Source organism: Algibacter sp. 2305UL17-15 (assembly GCF_040720935.1).
GTDB lineage: Bacteria > Bacteroidota > Bacteroidia > Flavobacteriales > Flavobacteriaceae > Jejuia.
Genome location: NZ_JBFDAE010000005.1, coordinates 100,695 through 119,084 on the forward strand (window position 1 = coordinate 100,695; position 18,390 = coordinate 119,084).

General features: G+C 34.2%; 16 protein-coding genes. 13 read left to right on the forward strand and 3 right to left on the reverse strand.

Annotated features, from left to right (window positions below):
* Positions 1-43: 43 nt before the first annotated feature.
* From ABXQ82_RS06975 to ABXQ82_RS07015, 9 genes are all read left to right on the forward strand, one after another.
* Entirely contained in the window at positions 44-2,284 is a 2,241-nt protein-coding gene (locus ABXQ82_RS06975) for a patatin-like phospholipase family protein (RefSeq protein WP_367056924.1), read from the forward strand.
* Positions 2,285-2,537: 253 nt separating this feature from the next.
* The gene (locus ABXQ82_RS06980) at positions 2,538-3,725 is read left to right on the forward strand and encodes a homogentisate 1,2-dioxygenase (RefSeq protein WP_367056926.1); all 1,188 of its coding nucleotides are present in this window, start codon (positions 2,538-2,540) and stop codon (positions 3,723-3,725) included.
* Positions 3,726-4,037: 312 nt separating this feature from the next.
* Positions 4,038-4,496: a CCC motif membrane protein gene (locus ABXQ82_RS06985; RefSeq protein WP_367056929.1), complete on the forward strand. Its 459-nt coding sequence runs from the start codon at positions 4,038-4,040 to the stop codon at positions 4,494-4,496.
* Positions 4,497-4,567: 71 nt separating this feature from the next.
* Positions 4,568-5,704, forward strand: a complete 1,137-nt coding sequence (gene hppD, locus ABXQ82_RS06990) for a 4-hydroxyphenylpyruvate dioxygenase (RefSeq protein WP_367056931.1) — start codon at positions 4,568-4,570, stop codon at positions 5,702-5,704.
* Between the two features lie 246 nt (positions 5,705-5,950).
* Positions 5,951-6,733, forward strand: a complete 783-nt coding sequence (locus tag ABXQ82_RS06995; RefSeq protein WP_367056934.1) for a DUF3108 domain-containing protein — start codon at positions 5,951-5,953, stop codon at positions 6,731-6,733.
* Positions 6,733-7,662, forward strand: a complete 930-nt coding sequence (locus ABXQ82_RS07000) for a tryptophan 2,3-dioxygenase family protein (RefSeq protein ID WP_367056936.1) — start codon at positions 6,733-6,735, stop codon at positions 7,660-7,662. The genes ABXQ82_RS06995 and ABXQ82_RS07000 overlap by 1 nt, the downstream gene beginning before the upstream one ends.
* Positions 7,620-8,954: a peptidoglycan DD-metalloendopeptidase family protein gene (locus ABXQ82_RS07005; protein WP_367056939.1), complete on the forward strand. Its 1,335-nt coding sequence runs from the start codon at positions 7,620-7,622 to the stop codon at positions 8,952-8,954. Before ABXQ82_RS07000 ends, ABXQ82_RS07005 begins: the two co-directional genes overlap by 43 nt.
* Before the next feature lie 3 nt (positions 8,955-8,957).
* Positions 8,958-10,577, forward strand: a complete 1,620-nt coding sequence (gene pgi / locus ABXQ82_RS07010; protein ID WP_367056941.1) for a glucose-6-phosphate isomerase — start codon at positions 8,958-8,960, stop codon at positions 10,575-10,577.
* Positions 10,578-10,669: 92 nt separating this feature from the next.
* A complete protein-coding gene (locus tag ABXQ82_RS07015; protein ID WP_367056944.1) occupies positions 10,670-11,110 on the forward strand; it encodes a hypothetical protein in 441 nt (146 codons plus the stop codon).
* 16 nt (positions 11,111-11,126) lie between these two features.
* Here ABXQ82_RS07015 and ABXQ82_RS07020 read toward each other — a convergent pair whose 3' ends face one another.
* Positions 11,127-11,963: an AraC family transcriptional regulator gene (locus ABXQ82_RS07020; RefSeq protein ID WP_367056946.1), complete on the reverse strand. Its 837-nt coding sequence runs from the start codon at positions 11,961-11,963 to the stop codon at positions 11,127-11,129.
* A 149-nt stretch (positions 11,964-12,112) separates the two neighbouring features.
* On the opposite strand from ABXQ82_RS07020, the gene ABXQ82_RS07025 reads away from it, so the two are divergent.
* The 3 genes from ABXQ82_RS07025 (at position 12,113) to ABXQ82_RS07035 (ending at position 14,933) form a co-directional block, all read left to right on the forward strand.
* Positions 12,113-13,273, forward strand: a complete 1,161-nt coding sequence (locus ABXQ82_RS07025) for a cytochrome P450 (protein WP_367056949.1) — start codon at positions 12,113-12,115, stop codon at positions 13,271-13,273.
* Positions 13,274-13,365: 92 nt separating this feature from the next.
* On the forward strand, positions 13,366-13,674 hold the full coding sequence (locus tag ABXQ82_RS07030) for a 2Fe-2S iron-sulfur cluster-binding protein (protein WP_367056951.1): 309 nt from the start codon (positions 13,366-13,368) through the stop codon (positions 13,672-13,674).
* Between the two features lie 11 nt (positions 13,675-13,685).
* Complete coding sequence (locus tag ABXQ82_RS07035; RefSeq protein ID WP_367056954.1) at positions 13,686-14,933, forward strand: FAD-dependent oxidoreductase; 1,248 nt, start codon at positions 13,686-13,688, stop codon at positions 14,931-14,933.
* A 3-nt stretch (positions 14,934-14,936) separates the two neighbouring features.
* Here the strand turns inward: ABXQ82_RS07035 and ABXQ82_RS07040 are convergent, their stop codons facing one another.
* Together ABXQ82_RS07040 and ABXQ82_RS07045 are read right to left on the reverse strand one after the other, a co-directional pair.
* Positions 14,937-15,569 (reverse strand): response regulator transcription factor, encoded by a 633-nt coding sequence (locus ABXQ82_RS07040; protein ID WP_367056956.1) that lies wholly within the window; start codon positions 15,567-15,569, stop codon positions 14,937-14,939.
* Positions 15,566-17,488: a sensor histidine kinase gene (locus tag ABXQ82_RS07045; RefSeq protein ID WP_367056959.1), complete on the reverse strand. Its 1,923-nt coding sequence runs from the start codon at positions 17,486-17,488 to the stop codon at positions 15,566-15,568. The genes ABXQ82_RS07040 and ABXQ82_RS07045 overlap by 4 nt, the downstream gene beginning before the upstream one ends.
* A 316-nt stretch (positions 17,489-17,804) precedes the next feature.
* Between ABXQ82_RS07045 and ABXQ82_RS07050 the strand changes: the two genes are divergently transcribed.
* Positions 17,805-18,374, forward strand: coding sequence for a hypothetical protein (locus ABXQ82_RS07050; RefSeq protein ID WP_367056961.1), 570 nt, complete (start codon positions 17,805-17,807; stop codon positions 18,372-18,374).
* The last annotated feature ends 16 nt before the right edge of the window (positions 18,375-18,390 follow it).

Below are 18,390 nucleotides of genomic sequence, written 5' to 3' on the forward strand. Positions count from 1 at the left end.
ACTCGTTGCAAACGAGCGGTAGCAGAAAAACAAAAAACAAAATTTGAACCTAAAAACCATCATATTAACCCTATTCCTAATCGCTTCACTTTCCGCGAAAGCGCAAAACCATGCGCAAGAAAAGCCTGCGCCAAAAGTTGGTTTGGTATTAAGTGGCGGTGGCGCAAAAGGTTTAGCACATATTGGGGTTTTAAAAGTCATTGACAGTTTAGGCGTAAAAATAGATTACGTTGCTGGAACAAGTATGGGCGCTATTGTAGGTTCATTATACGCTTCTGGATATTCTGGAAAAGAACTGGATTCTATCTTTAACTCATTGGATTTCGATAGAATTATAAACGACAATTTACCAAGAGTTTCAAAGGCGTTTTACGAACGTAGTAATTCTGAAAAATACGCCATAACATTACCTTTTGAAAATTTTAAATTAAAGTTGCCTTCAGCATTTTCTAGAGGTCAAAATACTTATAATTTGTTTTCTAAATTAATGCTCCATGTAAATCATATAAAAGAGTTTGAAAATTTACCGATTCCATTTTTTTGTGTTTCAACCAACGTAGAAAATGGAAAACAAGTCATATTAGATAAAGGGAATTTGCCACTAGCGGTAGTTGCAAGTGGGGCATTGCCATCGTTATTTCAGCCGGTAACTATCAACGGAGAAATTTTAATTGATGGCGGCGTAGTAAATAATTATCCTGTAGATGAACTCAAGGCAAAAGGCATGGATGTTATTATCGGTGTTGATGTGCAAGATGCCCTGGTAAACCGAGACGAACTAACTTCAGCTCCCGATGTACTGTTTCAAATCAATAATTTTAGAACGATTAATGATATGAAATTGAAATCTAAAAAAACGGATATCTACATTAAACCAGATATCAGAAATTTTAATGTTGTGTCGTTCGATCAAGGCAATGAAATTATAGCCAATGGAAAGAAAGCTGCTTTGGCGTATGTAGATGACCTAAAAGAATTGCTGGATAAACAAATTAAAACTCCAAAAAAAACGATACCTAAAATTGTAAAAGACAGTATTGTAATTCGTGAGATAAAAGTAAATGGAATTAGTAAATACACTCGCGCTTATGTGTTAGGAAAACTAAAATTAAAAGGACTGGAAAGAGTTGCGTATTCCGACTTTGTAGATGGCGTAAATAATTTAGTGGCAACTAATAATTTTGATGCATTTCAGTATCGATTAGAAGCAACAAATGAAGAGAACACCTATGATTTGCATGCTAACGTAACAGAAACAAAAACGACTACATTTTTAAAATTAGCCGTACATTACGACGATTTATATAAAAGTGCAGCACTTATAAATCTAACTAAAAAACGATTGTTGTTTAACAACGATATCGCATCATTAGACATCATTCTTGGAGATAATGTACGTTATAATTTCGATTATTTAATAGATAAGGGTTTTTATTGGAGTGTGGGTTTAAGATCTAGATACAACCAATTTAAAAAAGGGGTAAGCGCACAATTATTATTGGATGATATTCAAATTGAAGGCACAGGATTAAATAAGATTGATGTTTTGCTACACGACCAAACAAATCAGTTTTATCTTGAAACCTTGATAAAAAAAGATTTTGCCTTTAGTATGGGGGCAGAACACAAGCGTTTGGAAATTAAATCTGAAACCATTTTAAACTCCAATCAAGACGAATTTATTTTTGAAAGTACCGATTACTTTAGCGCTTTTGGAGGTTTAAGGTTGGATACCTATGATCACAAGTATTTTCCAAAAAAAGGCGTGTATTTTAACGGCGATTTGCACATGTATTTATTTGCATCTCAATTTAATGAAGATTTTGATAGTTTCTCAATAGCAAAAGCCGAGATGGGTTATGCATTTAGTGTGTCTCCAAAGCTAGCTTTTAATTTGAAAACTAGTGGAGGTTTTAAATTTGGAGATAAATCTACAACCACCTTGGATTTTGCTCTGGGAGGTTACGGCAATAACCTAATTAATAACTTTATTCCCTTTTATGGCTATGATTTTATTGTGCTTACAGGGAATAGTTTTGTAAAGGCGAATTTTAGTATGGATTACGAGATTTTTAATAAAAACCACATTACTTTAGAAGGCAATTGGGCAAATGTTGATGATGATATTTTTGAGTCTGGAGAGTGGTTTACCTTGCCAGACTATAGAGGTTATGCGCTTGGTTATGCATTGGATAGTTTTTTTGGACCAATCCAAATAAAGTATAGTTATTCTCCAGAACGAAAAAATAGTGTTTGGTACTTTAATGTGGGGTATTGGTTCTAAAAGTTCTGTATTTATTTCCATAAGGACGGAAATCTCTCTAAGAATTTGATCAATATTTTTCACGATATTTGTGTAGTTATGATATTTTTATGGACAGACTTATTGCAATTCCTTCATTATCTCATCAAGAGAAATCCTGAATAAGCGAGCATTTTTTGTATCTTTATATACGTTGATTTTTTTAGTCTTTTGTCGCCCTGAGCGCTTCCGATAGCTATCGGAACCAAGGGTTAACTTTTAATATCAAAAAGAAATGCCTTTTTATCACAAACTTGGGAATATTCCCCCTAAACGACACACACAATTCAGAAAACCAGACGGTAGTTTATATTACGAGCAATTGTTTGGCACTATTGGTTTCGATGGCATGTCAACCAACAGTTATCACGAGCAACGTCCAACACAAGTTAAAGGAATAGAAAAACGGTATAGCGTGGCACCAAAAATAGCGCAATCAAATAATATACAATCTTATCGTTTAAAAGGATTTCAAGTGAAACCAGAAAACGATTATTTAGAAAGTCGAAAAACGGTGTTGGTCAATAGTGATTGTGCCATAGTTTTAGCAGCACCAAAACTATCTACAACAAATTATTTCTATAAAAACACAGATGCGGACGAATTGATTTTTGTCCACAAAGGCACTGGAAAACTAAGAACACATCTAGGGAATCTCGATTTCAAGTATGGCGATTATCTGTTGATACCAAGAGGAATAATCTACAAAATGGATTTTGATACTGAAAATAATCGCTTGTTCATTATAGAATCTAGACGGCCAATTTATACACCTAAACGTTACAGAAATTGGTTCGGACAACTTTTGGAACATTCCCCGTTTTGCGAACGCGATATCCGCAGACCTCAAGAATTAGAAACCTATAACGCATCTGGAGATTTCTTGATCAAAGTAAAAAAACAAGATGATATTATAGAAATGACGTATGCATCCCATCCATTTGACGTAATTGGTTATGATGGATATAACTATCCGTATGCATTTTCAATTCACGATTTTGAACCCATTACAGGACGTATCCATCAACCACCGCCAGTACATCAAACTTTTGAAACCGATGCATTTGTGGTGTGCAGTTTTGTGCCAAGGTTGTACGATTACCATCCGCAATCCATTCCGGCACCATACAATCATAGCAATATAGATAGCGATGAGGTGCTGTATTATGTAGATGGCGATTTTATGAGCAGAAACGATGTAGAAGCTGGTCATATTTCGTTGCATCCGGCAGGTATTCCGCATGGACCGCATCCAGGAGCAACCGAGCGAAGTATTGGCAAAACCAAAACCGACGAGCTCGCAGTTATGGTGGATACTTTCAAACCACTTATGGTCACAGAAGAAGCCATGAAAATTGCCGATAACAGTTATCATAAATCGTGGTTGAAGCCTCCCCCAGCTCCTCCAAAGGAAGGGGACTGATTACTTATATATTTTGAGTTTCACGGCATACAATTTAATTAAATAACCCGTTGTGCATTTTGGACCTTTTTAATAAACAAATGTCAGTTCGAGTGAAATTCTGAAAGAATTTTGTATCGAGAACAGCTTTTCTAAAACGAAAATTTTTATTCTCGATACAAATTTTGCTTATTTCAATCGCAACACTCACTCGAACTGACAAAATTTTCTCAAAATGCACAACGGGTTAAATACAAAAACATTATAAATAAATACTCAAAATACCCAGTTTGAGTTTCCCGATCAAGATCGGGATTAAGAGGGGCTTTTTACATGAATAAATTACCAGCAGATCCAACTTCATTAATTTTAGGAATAGTAGCACTAGTGTTTAGCTTTACAGGATGTTGCTGTTACGGTATAGTAGCCGTGATTCCATTAACATTGAGTATTATAGGCTTAGTTATGGCAAATAAGAGTTTAAAGGAATATGCGCAAAATCCAGAAGCCTACTCGCCACAAACACAAAGCAATGTCTCAACAGGTAAAATATTAAATATTGTTGCTCTGGTTTTTAGCGGTGTTTTAGTGCTGTATTCAATAGGCGTTTTAATTTTTTATGGCACGATGTTGTCATCAGGGATTTTAGATGAATTTAAAAATTTCGAAAAAGAAGAAACCTTTGAGTTTGAAAATGACACACTTTATGATGGTTTTGAATATTATGAAGATGAAGAAACATTAGATACAACAAATACTGAAATATTAAGAAAAACTTTTCAGGAAGGTTAACTATAAATAGAATACTCAATTACCCGATTTGAGTGCCCTCCACATGGGAGGGTTAAGGCGGGCTTTATATTATGGATGCTTTAGAAAAAATTTTTGAAGGTGCGCAAGATTTCTTGCCACTTCTTGGAACAGACTATGTAGAACTCTATGTGGGTAACGCAAAACAGGCGGCGCATTTTTATAAAACAGCATTTGGATTTCAATCTTCTGCTTACAAAGGTTTAGAAACAGGGGCGAAAGACTCCGTAAGTTATGTGTTGAAGCAAGACAAAATCAGGTTGGTACTTACCACGCCTTTAAACAGTAAATCTAGTATAAACGATCATATTGTAAAACATGGCGATGGTGTAAAAGTAATTGCGCTTTGGGTAGAAGATGCCAAAAAGGCCTATGAAGAAACCACCAATAGAGGCGCAAAATCATACATGCCACCTGTTGTTGAAAAAGACGAGCATGGCGAAGTAATTCGTGCAGGAATCTATACTTACGGAGAAACTGTGCATATGTTTGTGGAACGCAAAAACTATAACGGTACGTTTTTACCAGGTTTCCGTGAGTGGAAAAGTGATTACAATCCAGAACCGGTCGGACTAAAATACATAGACCACATGGTGGGCAATGTAGGTTGGGGACAAATGGATGTATGGGTAAAATGGTACGAAGATGTCATGGGATTCGAAAACTTCCTGTCTTTTGATGATAAACAAATCCATACCGAATATTCCGCACTTATGAGCAAAGTCATGAGTAATGGTAACGGGCGCATAAAATTCCCCATTAACGAACCTGCAAAAGGTAAAAAACGATCTCAAATAGAAGAATATCTCGATTTTTATGAAGGTGCTGGCGTGCAACATATCGCGGTTGCTAGCGATGATATTATTTCTACCGTGTCTAGTTTAAGAGCAAGGGGGGTTGAGTTTTTATCTACGCCTCCAGAAGCATATTATAGGGCAGTTCCAGAACGGTTAAAAGCCCACAGTCACAAACTAAAAGAAGATATTGAAACTTTAAAAAGTTTAGGTATTATGATTGATGCCGATGAAGAAGGTTATTTGTTACAAATTTTTACTAAGCCTGTTGAAGATAGACCTACGCTGTTTTTCGAAATTATACAGCGTATGGGTGCAAAAGGTTTTGGAGCAGGTAATTTTAAGGCACTTTTTGAATCTATTGAAAGAGAGCAAGCTAAAAGAGGTACGCTTTAAAAAATAATGGCATGTTTGAGCTTCCCGACCTAAGGAGGAAGCAAGTAGTGAAAGCCCGATCTCCAGATACTTCGGGAGTAGATTACCTAAATTATTTTTATTTTATGGGAATTCTAACAGAACTATAACACTTATGGTTACAGCTATTTCAATAAAATTTCTATTTTTGGAACAGTAATTGTAATTTCTTACTTGAAAACAATAAAATGTACGATAAGAAGTTACATTATAATTACCCAAATAGAGATGAAGAAATTACTACTTATATTAATTACTTTTAGTGCTGTACAAATGACCGAAGCGCAGCAAGAACCTGCTTTTGAAGATGGTGAATGGTTTAAATTTAAAATGAGTTATAGCGGTTTTTTAAAGGCTGGAAATGCTACACTTACCGTAAAAGATTCAAAGCTAGAGGACAAAGATGTGTATCATGTTGTTGGTAAAGGCTGGACAACAGGTATGATACGATGGTTTTTTAAAGTGAAAGATAGGTATGAAACCTACTTTGATAAAAAAACAATTATGCCTTACAAATTTGTGAGAAATATTGATGAGGGCGGACATACAAAAGATATTGAAATTGAGTTCGACCAAGAAAACAATAAAGCCCACATTAATAATAAAAAGCATAAAACCAAGAAAGTTATTGACACCAAGCCCAATATCCAGGACATGGTATCTACGTTTTATTACTTAAGAAATAATTTGGATACACGTAATTTAAAGGTTGGAGACGAAATAAAGGTGGATATGTTTTTTGATGAAGAAAATTATGGTTTTAAACTACAGTATTTAGGTGAAGAAACTATTGATACGGAATTTGGAGATATAGAATCTTTAAAATTTAGACCTTACGTGATGGCAGGGCGTGTTTTTAAAGAAGAAGAAAGTTTAACGCTATGGGTGTCTAAAGACAAAAATAAAGTACCTTTACGCATCAAAGCAGATTTGGCTGTTGGGTCGCTACGCGCAGACCTCGAAGCCTTTAAGGGACTAAAACATCCGTTTCAAATAGTTGTTAATAATTAATGAAATCAGACTCAGACATAACAAACCAACTCAGAGAAAAATACGAGTCTATAGACCAAGATTTAGAGGTTCACTTAGAAGGATTGCTCCATAGCAAGCCTATCAGCTATTGGGATTATATTCAAACCGATGTATTGTTGAATCTTCAAAAACCCAGAACAGATTTCCCGGACGAGATGGTATTTATAATGTATCATCAAATTAGCGAGTTGCTTTTTAAAATGATATTGACTGAAATTGGGCAAGTTGCTAAAAATGAGGTTGACGATTTAGATGCCCAAATTTTTACTGAAAAAATAATGCGTGTTAGTCGCTATTTTGATGTGTTGACATCCTCCTTTAGTATCATGAAAGATGGGATGAACGTTGATCAATACAACAAATTCAGAACAACTTTAACACCTGCAAGTGGGTTTCAAAGTGCGCAATATAGAAAGGTTGAATTCGCATCTACAGAATTAATTAATTTAATAGATAAACGCTTTAGAGATAAAGTCGGTCCAAATATTTGCTGCAATAAAGCCTTTGAGCAGTTATACTGGCAAGCAGCAGGAAAAGATTTTAAAACAGGCAAAAAAACCTATACACTTTCTGCTTTTGAGAAACGCTACAAAAAAGAATTTATAGAATTTTCTAAATTTTATGAGGACAATAATCTTTGGTCCAAATACAAATCCTTACCTAAGGAAGCTCAAGAAAATGCGGATTTAATACAGGCCATGAGGCACTACGATTATACCGTAAACATCAAGTGGGTTATGGCGCATTACAATACAGCAAACCATTACTTGAATATTGGGGGCAAAACAGCCGAAGCAACTGGAGGTAGTGAATGGGTAAAGTATATGCACCCAAAATATCAAAAAAGAATATTTTTTCCAGATTTATGGACAGAAAAAGAAATAAAAGAGTGGGGAATAAATATTTAATATTAGTAGTATTCGGGTTAATATGTATAGGCTGTAAAAACGACCCTAAACTTGAAATAGAAGAAGTTGTTGAAGTTATTCCCGAACCAGATCCTATTACGATGTTTGGTTTTAATATAGATGACTACGTTGTTAAACACGATACCATTAAAAGCGGTGATAGTTTTGGTGAAATTTTAGAGCGTAATAATATAGGCTATCCTAAAATTTTCCATATTGCAGAAAAAGCTAAAGACACTTTCGATATTAGGCGACTGCAAGTAGGGAAACCTTATGTATTGTTGTGCGCTAAAGACTCTTTGGAAACTCCAGAAGCTTTTATATACCAACCGTCTAAAGAAAAATATGTAGTTATAAATTTTAAAGATTCTATACACGCTTTTACAGGTATAAAACCGATAACATATGTTGAAAAAGTGGCCACTGGTGTAATTACCAGTAATATTTCAACAACTCTTGATGAAAAAGGTTTAAGCCCTAGACTTGCTTACAAAATGGCAGATGAAATTTATGCATGGACCATTGATTTTAGACGGTTACAAAAAGGAGATCGCTTTAAGGTAATTTATACTGATAAATATATTGATGATAGTATTTATATTGGTGTAGATAATATTAAGGCAGCCTATTTTGAACATAATAAAGAACCCTTTTACGCTTTTGAGTTTGTGGTGGATTCTACAAAGGGCATCATAGATTATTTTAATGAAGAAGCTAAAAATTTAAGACGTGCATTCTTAAAAGCACCAGTAAAATTTAGTCGCGTTTCTTCAAGATATAATCTAAAACGGCGTATTGCTGTGTATGGTTTTAGGGTAAGACCCCATAAAGGTACCGATTTTGCAGCACCAATAGGCACACCAATCATGGCAACCGCAAATGGTACCGTTACCGAGTCTAGACGAAAAGGCGGTAACGGTAAATATGTAAAAATAAGACACAATGCTACTTATGAAACACAGTATCTGCACATGAGCAAGCGTCTTGTTAAAGTTGGCCAGTTTGTAAAACAAGGAGATGTTATAGGTAAAGTGGGTATGACAGGTAATACTGGAGGCCCACATGTATGTTATCGTTTCTGGAAAAACGGCAAACAAGTAGATCCCTTCAAACAAAAATTACCTGAAGCAAAACCAATTTCAGATTCGTTGAAAGTGAAATATTTAGATTTCATTCAACCCATAAAAACACAACTAGACAATATCGATTTTCTAGAAGATGTTTTTGAAGACGAAAATCAACCGGAGCATAGGCTAAAAGAGAATACTAATCCAATTTCATACAACCAGTAATTTATGGCATTACCTAGCATAAACCCGACTACAACGAACTCTTGGCAAAAATTACAAGAGCATTTTGCCACTGTAAAGAATTTACAGATGAAAGATCTGTTTGCTCAAGATAGCGATCGAGCAAATAAGTTTACCATAAAATGGGACGATTTTTATGTAGATTTTTCTAAGAATAGAATTACTGAAGAAACATTCAAAAACCTTTTGGAACTTGCGGATGATGTGAAGCTGAAAGAAGCCATTAAAAGTCAGTTTTCAGGAGAAAAAATAAATTTAACCGAAGGACGAGCTGTATTACATTCAGCATTAAGGGCACCAGAATCTTCTGTTATAAAATTAGATGGAGAGAATGTAGTCCCTGAGGTTTACAACGTAAAACGTAAGATCGAAAGCTTTACTGGACAAGTTGTAAACGGCGATAGAAAAGGCTATACCGGAAAACCATTTACCGATGTTGTAAATATTGGTATTGGAGGGTCAGATTTAGGACCGGCCATGGTTGTTGAAGCACTTCAATATTATAAAAATCACTTAACAACCCATTTTGTAAGCAACATAGATGGAGATCATGTAAATGAAGTGATTAAAAAATTAAATCTAGAGACAACACTTTTCGTCATTGTTTCTAAAACGTTTACTACTCAGGAAACCATTTCTAACGCAAATACCATCAAAGCATGGTTTTTAAATTCAGCCAATGAAGAAGACATAGCGAAACATTTTGTTGCTGTTTCAACCAATATTGAATCCGTAAAGAACTTTGGAATAGATGCCAATAACATTTTCCCAATGTGGGACTGGGTTGGAGGTCGTTTCTCTTTGTGGAGTGCCGTTGGTCTATCTATAAGTTTAGCCACGGGATATCATAATTTTGATGGTCTTTTAAAAGGGGCTCACAAAATGGACGAGCATTTTAAAAATGAAGATTTTAAAAGCAATATCCCCGTAGTTTTGGCATTAATTAGTGTGTGGTACAATAACTTTTTTAATGCTGAAAGTGAAGCTGTTATTCCCTACTCTCAATATCTTAATCAGTTTGCAACCTATTTGCAACAAGGTATTATGGAAAGTAACGGAAAAAGCATAGATAGAAATGGCAACCCAATAGATTACGAAACAGGGACATTGATTTGGGGAGAGCCAGGAACAAATTCACAACACGCCTTTTTTCAATTGATACATCAAGGCACCAAGTTAATTCCGGCAGATTTTATCGGTTTTACAAAATCGCTTCATGGCAATCAAGACCATCAAAATAAGTTAATGTCAAACTTTTTGGCGCAAACAGAAGCTTTGCTCAATGGTAAAACTAAAGCACAAGTAGTGGCCGAGAATACTCCAGAAAATATTATTCCTTTTAAGGTTTTTGCTGGAAACAAACCAACCAATACCATTTTCATCGATAAATTAACTCCAGAAAGTTTAGGGAAATTGATTGCTATGTACGAGCATAAAATCTTTGTTCAAGGTATCATCTGGAATATTTATAGTTACGATCAATTTGGAGTAGAATTAGGTAAGCAATTAGCGAGCAAAATTTTAAAAGAATTTAGCGGAGAAGAAAAAAATGAACATGATGCTTCCACAGCCAATCTGTTGAATTATTATAAGAAAATGTCTTAAAACATTCAATTAGCCCCATAATAATCAGTATCGATTATTATTGGACTAGACAAAAATCTGTATTTTTAAACAGTTAAATAAAATTCGAAATCATGTACGAAACGATTCAAGTATTACATTCTTATTGGGCATATCTAGTGCTATTAATTTTAATTATTGCGGTAGTAAATGCCATTGCAAAATCTGTTGGCGGGAAAGAGTACAGTCCTAAAGATTTTAGAATTTCATTATTTACCTTGATAGTGTCCCATATTCAGTTGTTAATTGGTTTTATACTTTATTTTGTAGCTCCTCGATTTGCTTTGTTCAGTGAAATTGGGATGGGTGAAATCATGAAAGACTCTGTAAACAGATTATACCTAGTTGAGCACCCAATCATAAATATTGCAGTAGTAGCCCTTATTACAATTGGCTATTCTAAACATAAAAAGAAATTAACATCTGCCCCAAAATTGAAGACAATTGCAATTTTTTATACCATAGCGTTAGTACTGCTCGTGTCGAGAATTCCTTGGAGTGCTTGGCTGGGATAACTGGATTTAAAAATAATCAAACCACATGCTTCTTCCGATACTTAGCAGGAGACAATTGATGTACTTTACCAAACTTTTTAAAGAAAAACGGCAGGGATTCATAGCCACACGCAAATGCGATTTGAGATACTGTTTCATCTGAGTCTATAAGCATACGCGTTGCAATATTAATGCGGTATTCGTTTAAAAATGTAAAGAACGAACGCCCCATCATTTTACTGAAAAAACGCGAAAATGATTGTTCACTCATATTTACTAAGTCTGCCACTTCTTTTAAATAGATTTTCTGGGTATAATTGGTTTCTACAAAATCATGCACTTTAGAAATCCTTTTTCCGTATTCTGATGGTAAATCATCTATAAAACTAGCTTCAGATAAGGTTTTTTGTGAACATTCAGAAAGACTGACTAATAGGGAAAGTAATTTTATATAAAGTTCATGGCCTTCTAAAGTTATTAATGCTTTAAACTGTGGAATTAAATGGGCAACCTCTTCCTTGTCAAAAATAATACCTTTTGAAGCTGTTTTCAGCATATTAAAAACTGGTGCTAATTCAGGAACATGCGTAAAAATACCTTTGTTCCATTGTATTACAAAAGATTTTGATGATCCTTTTTGATGCATCTCATTTTTCCAGCAATGTGGTAGTTTTGAGCGTAATAAAACAAGCTCCCCTGATTCGTAAGCGCCAACATAATCTCCAATAAATTTAGTGCCAAAACTCTCCTCTATATAAGTAAGTTCATGTTGAGGATGAAAATGCCAAGGCATTTCAAAATTAGTTTTTTCATAAATAAAGCCAGTAATACTCTGATGTTGCTCTAAATGTATGGGTTCAAGAATAGGATTCATCTGTAATCTATTTTGTAACAAAAATATCAAAATAAAAATAATACATACAGAATAGTTTATTTATATGCTAAAAAAGGTTACGGAAATTGTTATATTTATTGCAACTTTTGCACTCCAAAATAAATTTAATAACCGTTAATTAGCATAATATGAAAAAAAGTGAGTTTCCAGATCCGTTTGAGAAAGCCAGAGTTGAAACCGGTATAGGGGAAATGGACGATCAAAACGATCCAGTAACGATGCTTTTGAGACATAAAGATGTTAGAAAGTCTGCACATAATTGGAAAACGTTTCAATCTGGAGCAACTCCGGGCAGAATAGTAATCCCTTCCGAAGTAAATATTCGTACGACACGTCAAATTCCTTTTGAAGTAGATCCTCCAGAGCATAAAGATTATAGAACTATGGTAGAGCCTTGGTTTAAACGTCCTTTGGAAGCTGAATATCAAGAAAAATTATCCAACCAAATTAATGGTTTATTAGATAGTGTTTTAGATAAAGACAATTTAGATGCTATTGAAGAATTTGCATTGGTACTACAATCTAGAGCTTTAACATTATTATTAAATACGCCTTTTGAAGAGTCTGAAACTTGGATTTCTTGGGGAACACATGTATTTAGAAGTGAGGGTGAAGCTTTGGATGGCGATAAAGCCGCTATTTTATATGATTATATTGATGCACGTATAGATCAAGCTATCGAAAATCCGGGGGAAGGGTTATACACGATGTTATTAAATTCTGAGGTAAATGGTAAAAAATTGACCAAGGAAGAAGTAAAAGGGGTTATGATTTTAACTTTTGCAGGTGGGCGTGATACGGTTATCAATGCGCTTACAAATACTATTGCTTATTTTGCAGAACACCCAAAATCGCTTGATCGTTTAAGGGCAGAACCAGAAATTATCGGAAACGCCACAGAAGAATTTGTGCGTTATTTTTCGCCATTAACACAAATGGGGCGTGTGGTTACTGAAGATACCCAGGTTTGTGAACATGCTGTAAAAGAAGACACAAGAATTTCGTTATGTTGGGCTTCTGCTAACCGCGACGCAAATGTGTTTGAAAATGCAAATGAAGTGGTTTTAGACCGAAAAGTAAATCCGCATGTTGGGTTTGGTTTTAGTCATCATAATTGTTTGGGTGCTACCCATGCAAGACAGATTATGAAAATATTTATAGTAGCACTTACAGAAAAAGTAGGTTCTATTGATATCATAGATTCAAAAGAAAATATTGAAGAATTAGGAGAATTTAAACGAAAAGTGGGCTTCGATAAACTAAAAGTTAAATTTAATAAATTAGTTTAAGCGGCATAAAACTAAGGTTTAATTCGCGAAATAGATGTCGCATCTAATCCATGAAATCCCTGTCAAAAAAATAAAAACAAAAATAAATAGGTATGGCAAAAATAACATTTGTAACAAGTGATAACGAACGTATTACTGTAGAAGGAGCCTCTGGTTCCGTAATGGCGCTAGCTGTTGAAAATAATATAAAAGGCATTGATGGCGATTGCGGCGGTGTATGCTCATGTGCTACGTGCCATGTATTTCTTACTCCTGAAGATATTGAAAAAATAGGAGGCGCAAGCGAAATAGAACAAGACATGCTGGAATTAGATGATAATGCAAACGAATATAGCCGATTAGGGTGCCAGTTGGAAATAAACGACTCACTTGATGGTATCGTACTTCAGGTAGCTAAATAGATTTTTAAATTATGGAATCAACCAAAGACAAGGCTTGTATTATTATCGGTGCAAGTCATGCAGGGGTAAATTGTGCCTTTAATTTACGAAAAGAAGGCTGGGAAGGCAGCATTGAATTATTTGATGTAGATCCGTATTTACCTTATCACAGACCGCCTTTATCAAAAGCCTATCTAACTAGTGATGATGGGTTGGACAAGAACTTGCTGAAATCTGCCGAAGCCTATGAAAAAGAAGCCATAGGTTTACATTTAGGTGTAAAAGTGAAAAGTATCAATAGAGAAGAAAAAACGATTTCACTTGAAGATGATACAACACATAGCTACACCAAATTAGTGATTGCTACAGGAGCACGTCCTATAATTCCACCGATTCCAGGAATTAAGACTGCTAAAAATTTATTCCCGTTACGCACAGCGACCGATGTTACCAATATTAAACAAACCATAAACACACTTTCAAGTAAAAATGTAGTGGTTATTGGCGGTGGTTATATTGGTTTGGAAACTGCAGCATCTCTTAAAAAGTTAGGGGCAAATGTTACTGTTTTAGAGCGTGAGACACGTATTTTACAACGTGTTACGGCACCTGTAATGTCTGAGTATTTCGGTCAATTACATCAAGAAAATGGTGTTACTGTTTTAGAAGGCAAGAATGTAACATTGATAGAAACGGATAACGAAGCTAATACAGTTATTTGTGCTGATGGTTCAAAATTTGATGCTGATATGATTATTGTTGGCGTTGGAATTTTTGTAAATAAAGAACTCGCCGATGCCTCAAAAATAGTCACTCAAAACGGTATTTTAGTTGACGAACAAGCACGTACAAACGACCATGATATTTATGCCGTTGGCGATTGTACGTTCCATCATAATCCACATTATGATAGACATGTAAGATTGGAATCTGTACAAAATGCAGTTGACCAATCTAAGGTTGTAGCAGCTTCAATTTGTGGGCAAACACCTGTTTATGATACGATTCCTTGGTTTTGGTCCGATCAGTATGATGTAAAATTACAAATGGTTGGCCTGTCAGAAGGCTATACCGAAGTCATTAAAAGAGAAGAAGCAGACGGAAAAAGCTTTTCAGTTTGGTATTTTAAAGATGATGAATTACTAGCTGTCGATGCTGTAAATAATGCTAAAGCATATGTTTTTGGCACTAAATTTATTAAAGACAGATTGCAAGTTGATAAGACTAAGTTGGTAAATCCTGAAGTACCGATGAAATTGAATGAGCTAAAAACTATTTAATTTCTATTTGTTTTCTTGCTTTAGCACATAATTTACCAAACCCGTATTGCTTTTAATGCCCAATTTTTTGTGGATATTCTTTCTATGGGTATCAATAGTAAATTTACTGAGTTTTAACTGTTTTGCCATCTGTAAAGAGGTTCTGCCTTTTACAAGGAGTTGTAAAATTTCGGTTTCTCGTTTTGTTAATTCAGTTTTAGGAGTGTTTCTTTCCTGGTTGAACCAATCCTTGATATCATCAGGAAGGTTTTTACTGAAATAATATTCGTTTTTTACGAGTGTGTTAATGGCTAATTCCAGTTCGTTTTTATCTACATTTTTGGTCACGTATCCCTTTGCGCCAACTTCGAGCATTTCGGTAACATCAATGGTTTGATCGAACATGCTTAATGACAATACTTTAATTTTGGGATATTCTTTAGTGAGTATTTTAGTCAACCCCACACCATCCAATATTGGCATCCTAATATCAGTAATAATTACATTTGGATGTAAACCTTCTTCAAGTAATTTTAGAACTTCTAATCCATTATTGGCTTCTCCAATAACTTCAACATTTAGTGCTTTTTCTATGATAGATTTTAATCCGTCAATAAAAAGTTGATGGTCATCAGCTATAATGATTTTAATGGTCATAATGGAATATTTAAAATTACTGTGGTACCGTTACCTTTGGAAGTGTCAATGACAAACTCGCCATTAATTTTTTCAATACGTTTTTCAATATTTGAAAGTCCAATACCAGATTTTGAACTGTTCATGTCAAAACCACATCCGTTGTCTTCTACAATAATATTCAGCACATTTTCGTCTTCTGAAAATTGAATTGTTGCTTCAGAAGCTTTAGAATGTTTTGTAATATTGGTAATCAATTCTTGAATAATTCTAAAAATTTGGATCTCAATATTGTTTTCTATCCGCTTTTCAACATCAATATTTATAACCTCTATGTTTAGTTTTTTTGTATCCGAAATTTGAGCAGCTATAGCTTTAGTAGAGTGGATTAGACCACTACTTATTTGAGCACCAAAGTTTTTGTTTTTCGAGATATTTCTTATTTCATTGTATGTATCTCCTATTAAATCTTTCAGCTTACTGTAATTATTTAAAAAATCATCTCTGTTGTCAGAACTTTCTAAAAGCAGTTTTAGCGTTGCCACCTTACTTCCTAAATTGTCATGTAATTCAGCGGCCATTTTAGAGCGTTCTTTTTCCTGTGCTTCTAAAATATTATCGATACCCTCTAATTCTTTGGCTTTTAAGGATTGATTGAAAGCTTGCTCTTTTATTTTCAAATCCTGTTGCATGATGATACGCTTTCTTTTTGCATTTTTCTGCAAGAAATAAATAGAGAAAATAGCCAATGATAGCGCCAATAAAGCCCAAGTAAACAAGTATAAATTCTTTTTACGCTTATAGTTTACTTCAAGGTTCTCGGCTTGTAATTTTAAGATTTCATTTTCCTTTTTTTCAGTTTCGTATTTGGTTTGTATTTCAAGAAAACCTTTTTGATTTTCAACATTTAAAATACTATCATTCAATTTACTCGATTTTTTGGCATACTCTAAAGCATTTTGCAACTGCCCAGTTTTGCTGTAAGCTTCAGATAAATTATTATAAATTGATACCAATTGTTTTCCTTTTATGCGCTTTTCAGCTTTTTTAAAATAAGAAATGGCGGTGGCATACTCCTTGTTTTTAAGATACGCATAACCCAAATTATTCTGTGCAACTTCAACACCAGATTTAAGGTTGAGTTTGTTTTTAAGCTGTAGTGTTTTCTCAAGATATTTTTTGGCTTTTTCAGTATCCTTTTCTAAAAATAAATCCCCTAAATTATTGTAAATAATTGAAAGTGAGCGTTTATCATTTGCCTTTAAAGCTAAATTTTCTGCTTTTGTATTATAGATTAACGCATTAACGGTATCTCCATTTTTGTAGTATTGTGTTGCAAGATTTGGTAACGCGATAAGTTGCAATTGTGTGGCGTTCAAACCTTCAAAAATGGTATTGGCTTTTATACTGTATTCTATGGCTTTGGTATAAATTTCTAATTCTGCAAAAGCACTCGCAATATTTAAATAGCATTTTGCAGCATTAAGATTATCAGAATATTTTTCAAAATAAGAGGCACTTTCTGTTAAGGTTTTAATGGTGCTATTGTAATCTCCCTGCCTTAATTGTATGGCACCAAGGCTAATCTTGATAATAGCAGCATGTTTTTCATCTTTTAATTTTGAATAAATAGTAGCAGCGTTTTTAAAATAAGTTGTTGCGGAATCTAGCTCCCCAGTAAAAAAATGAAACCTACCTATTTGGTTTCCTGTTTTAGCGAGTAAAGTGTCATTCTCTTTATAATTAAAGGCTTTGTGAGCGAACTCTTTTCCTTTCACTAAATCTATACGTTCGTGCAGTTCTGCTAATTGCAAATTTAATATTGCTTTTAGATACGGGTTTGAAGTCGTTTCCAAAACAGATTTTAAACTGTCTGCTTTTTTAGTTTGAGACCACAACAAAGAAGTTGAAAATAAGCATATAATTAGAATTAGTCTCATGTTACAATTAGAAAAGATGTAAAATTAAATATAGGCATTTATTTTATGGGAACTACAGTCTGCTTTAAATTGCTTAAGGTCTTAAAAGGAGTTTTATGCACATATTAATTCCGTCTATACAAAAATTCAATTCAAACTTTTTTAAGCATGTATCATAAAAGCAGGACAGATATTGAGCGAATAATATGTTTTAGTTGAAATAGCATTTAGGTCAAAACTAGGTAAGTATTAAGAGCGTTCATATACCTAACATTAGGTATATGATTATAGACTGTTGAGGTATAGTTTTGTTCTTCAACCAATAAATTGTATATGTATGAAACTTAATTACATTCTCTCAGTAGTTTTAGCATGCCTGATTTTTAGTTGCGACGAACTTGAAGAACTCATAGATAAGGAAGTAACAATAACCACTTCATATACTGATGCTGTAACAATTAATATAGCTTCTGAAGCCGATCCAGAAACCGATGTTAACTTTAGAAACGGAGGGATGTTCGATTTTTTAAATAACTCTGATATTACCGAAGTAATTGGTACTCCAGAGCAAATTAAAAAAATAGAAATAGTAAGTATAAAATACGAATACAAGGATTTTAGTGGCAACGTGGATGCTCAGGCGCTTAATAGTTTTTTCTTTATTGCTACTGGATTTATGAATGGCGAAAGTTTCCCAGTACAGAATGAAAAGATAGCAGAAGCAGATCTTTTGGGTTCTGTATTTAACCTTACTGGAGACTTTAGTAGGGTTAATAATTTTATAACAGAAGGCAAGCTTTTCTCTTATTTATATGAAGGCAATGTATCACACAATCCAGCATTTTTTAGGGTAGAAATTACTGTAACTGCTAAACTTACTGTTGAGGTAAATTTAGATGATATATAATCGTAAATAATTAAAA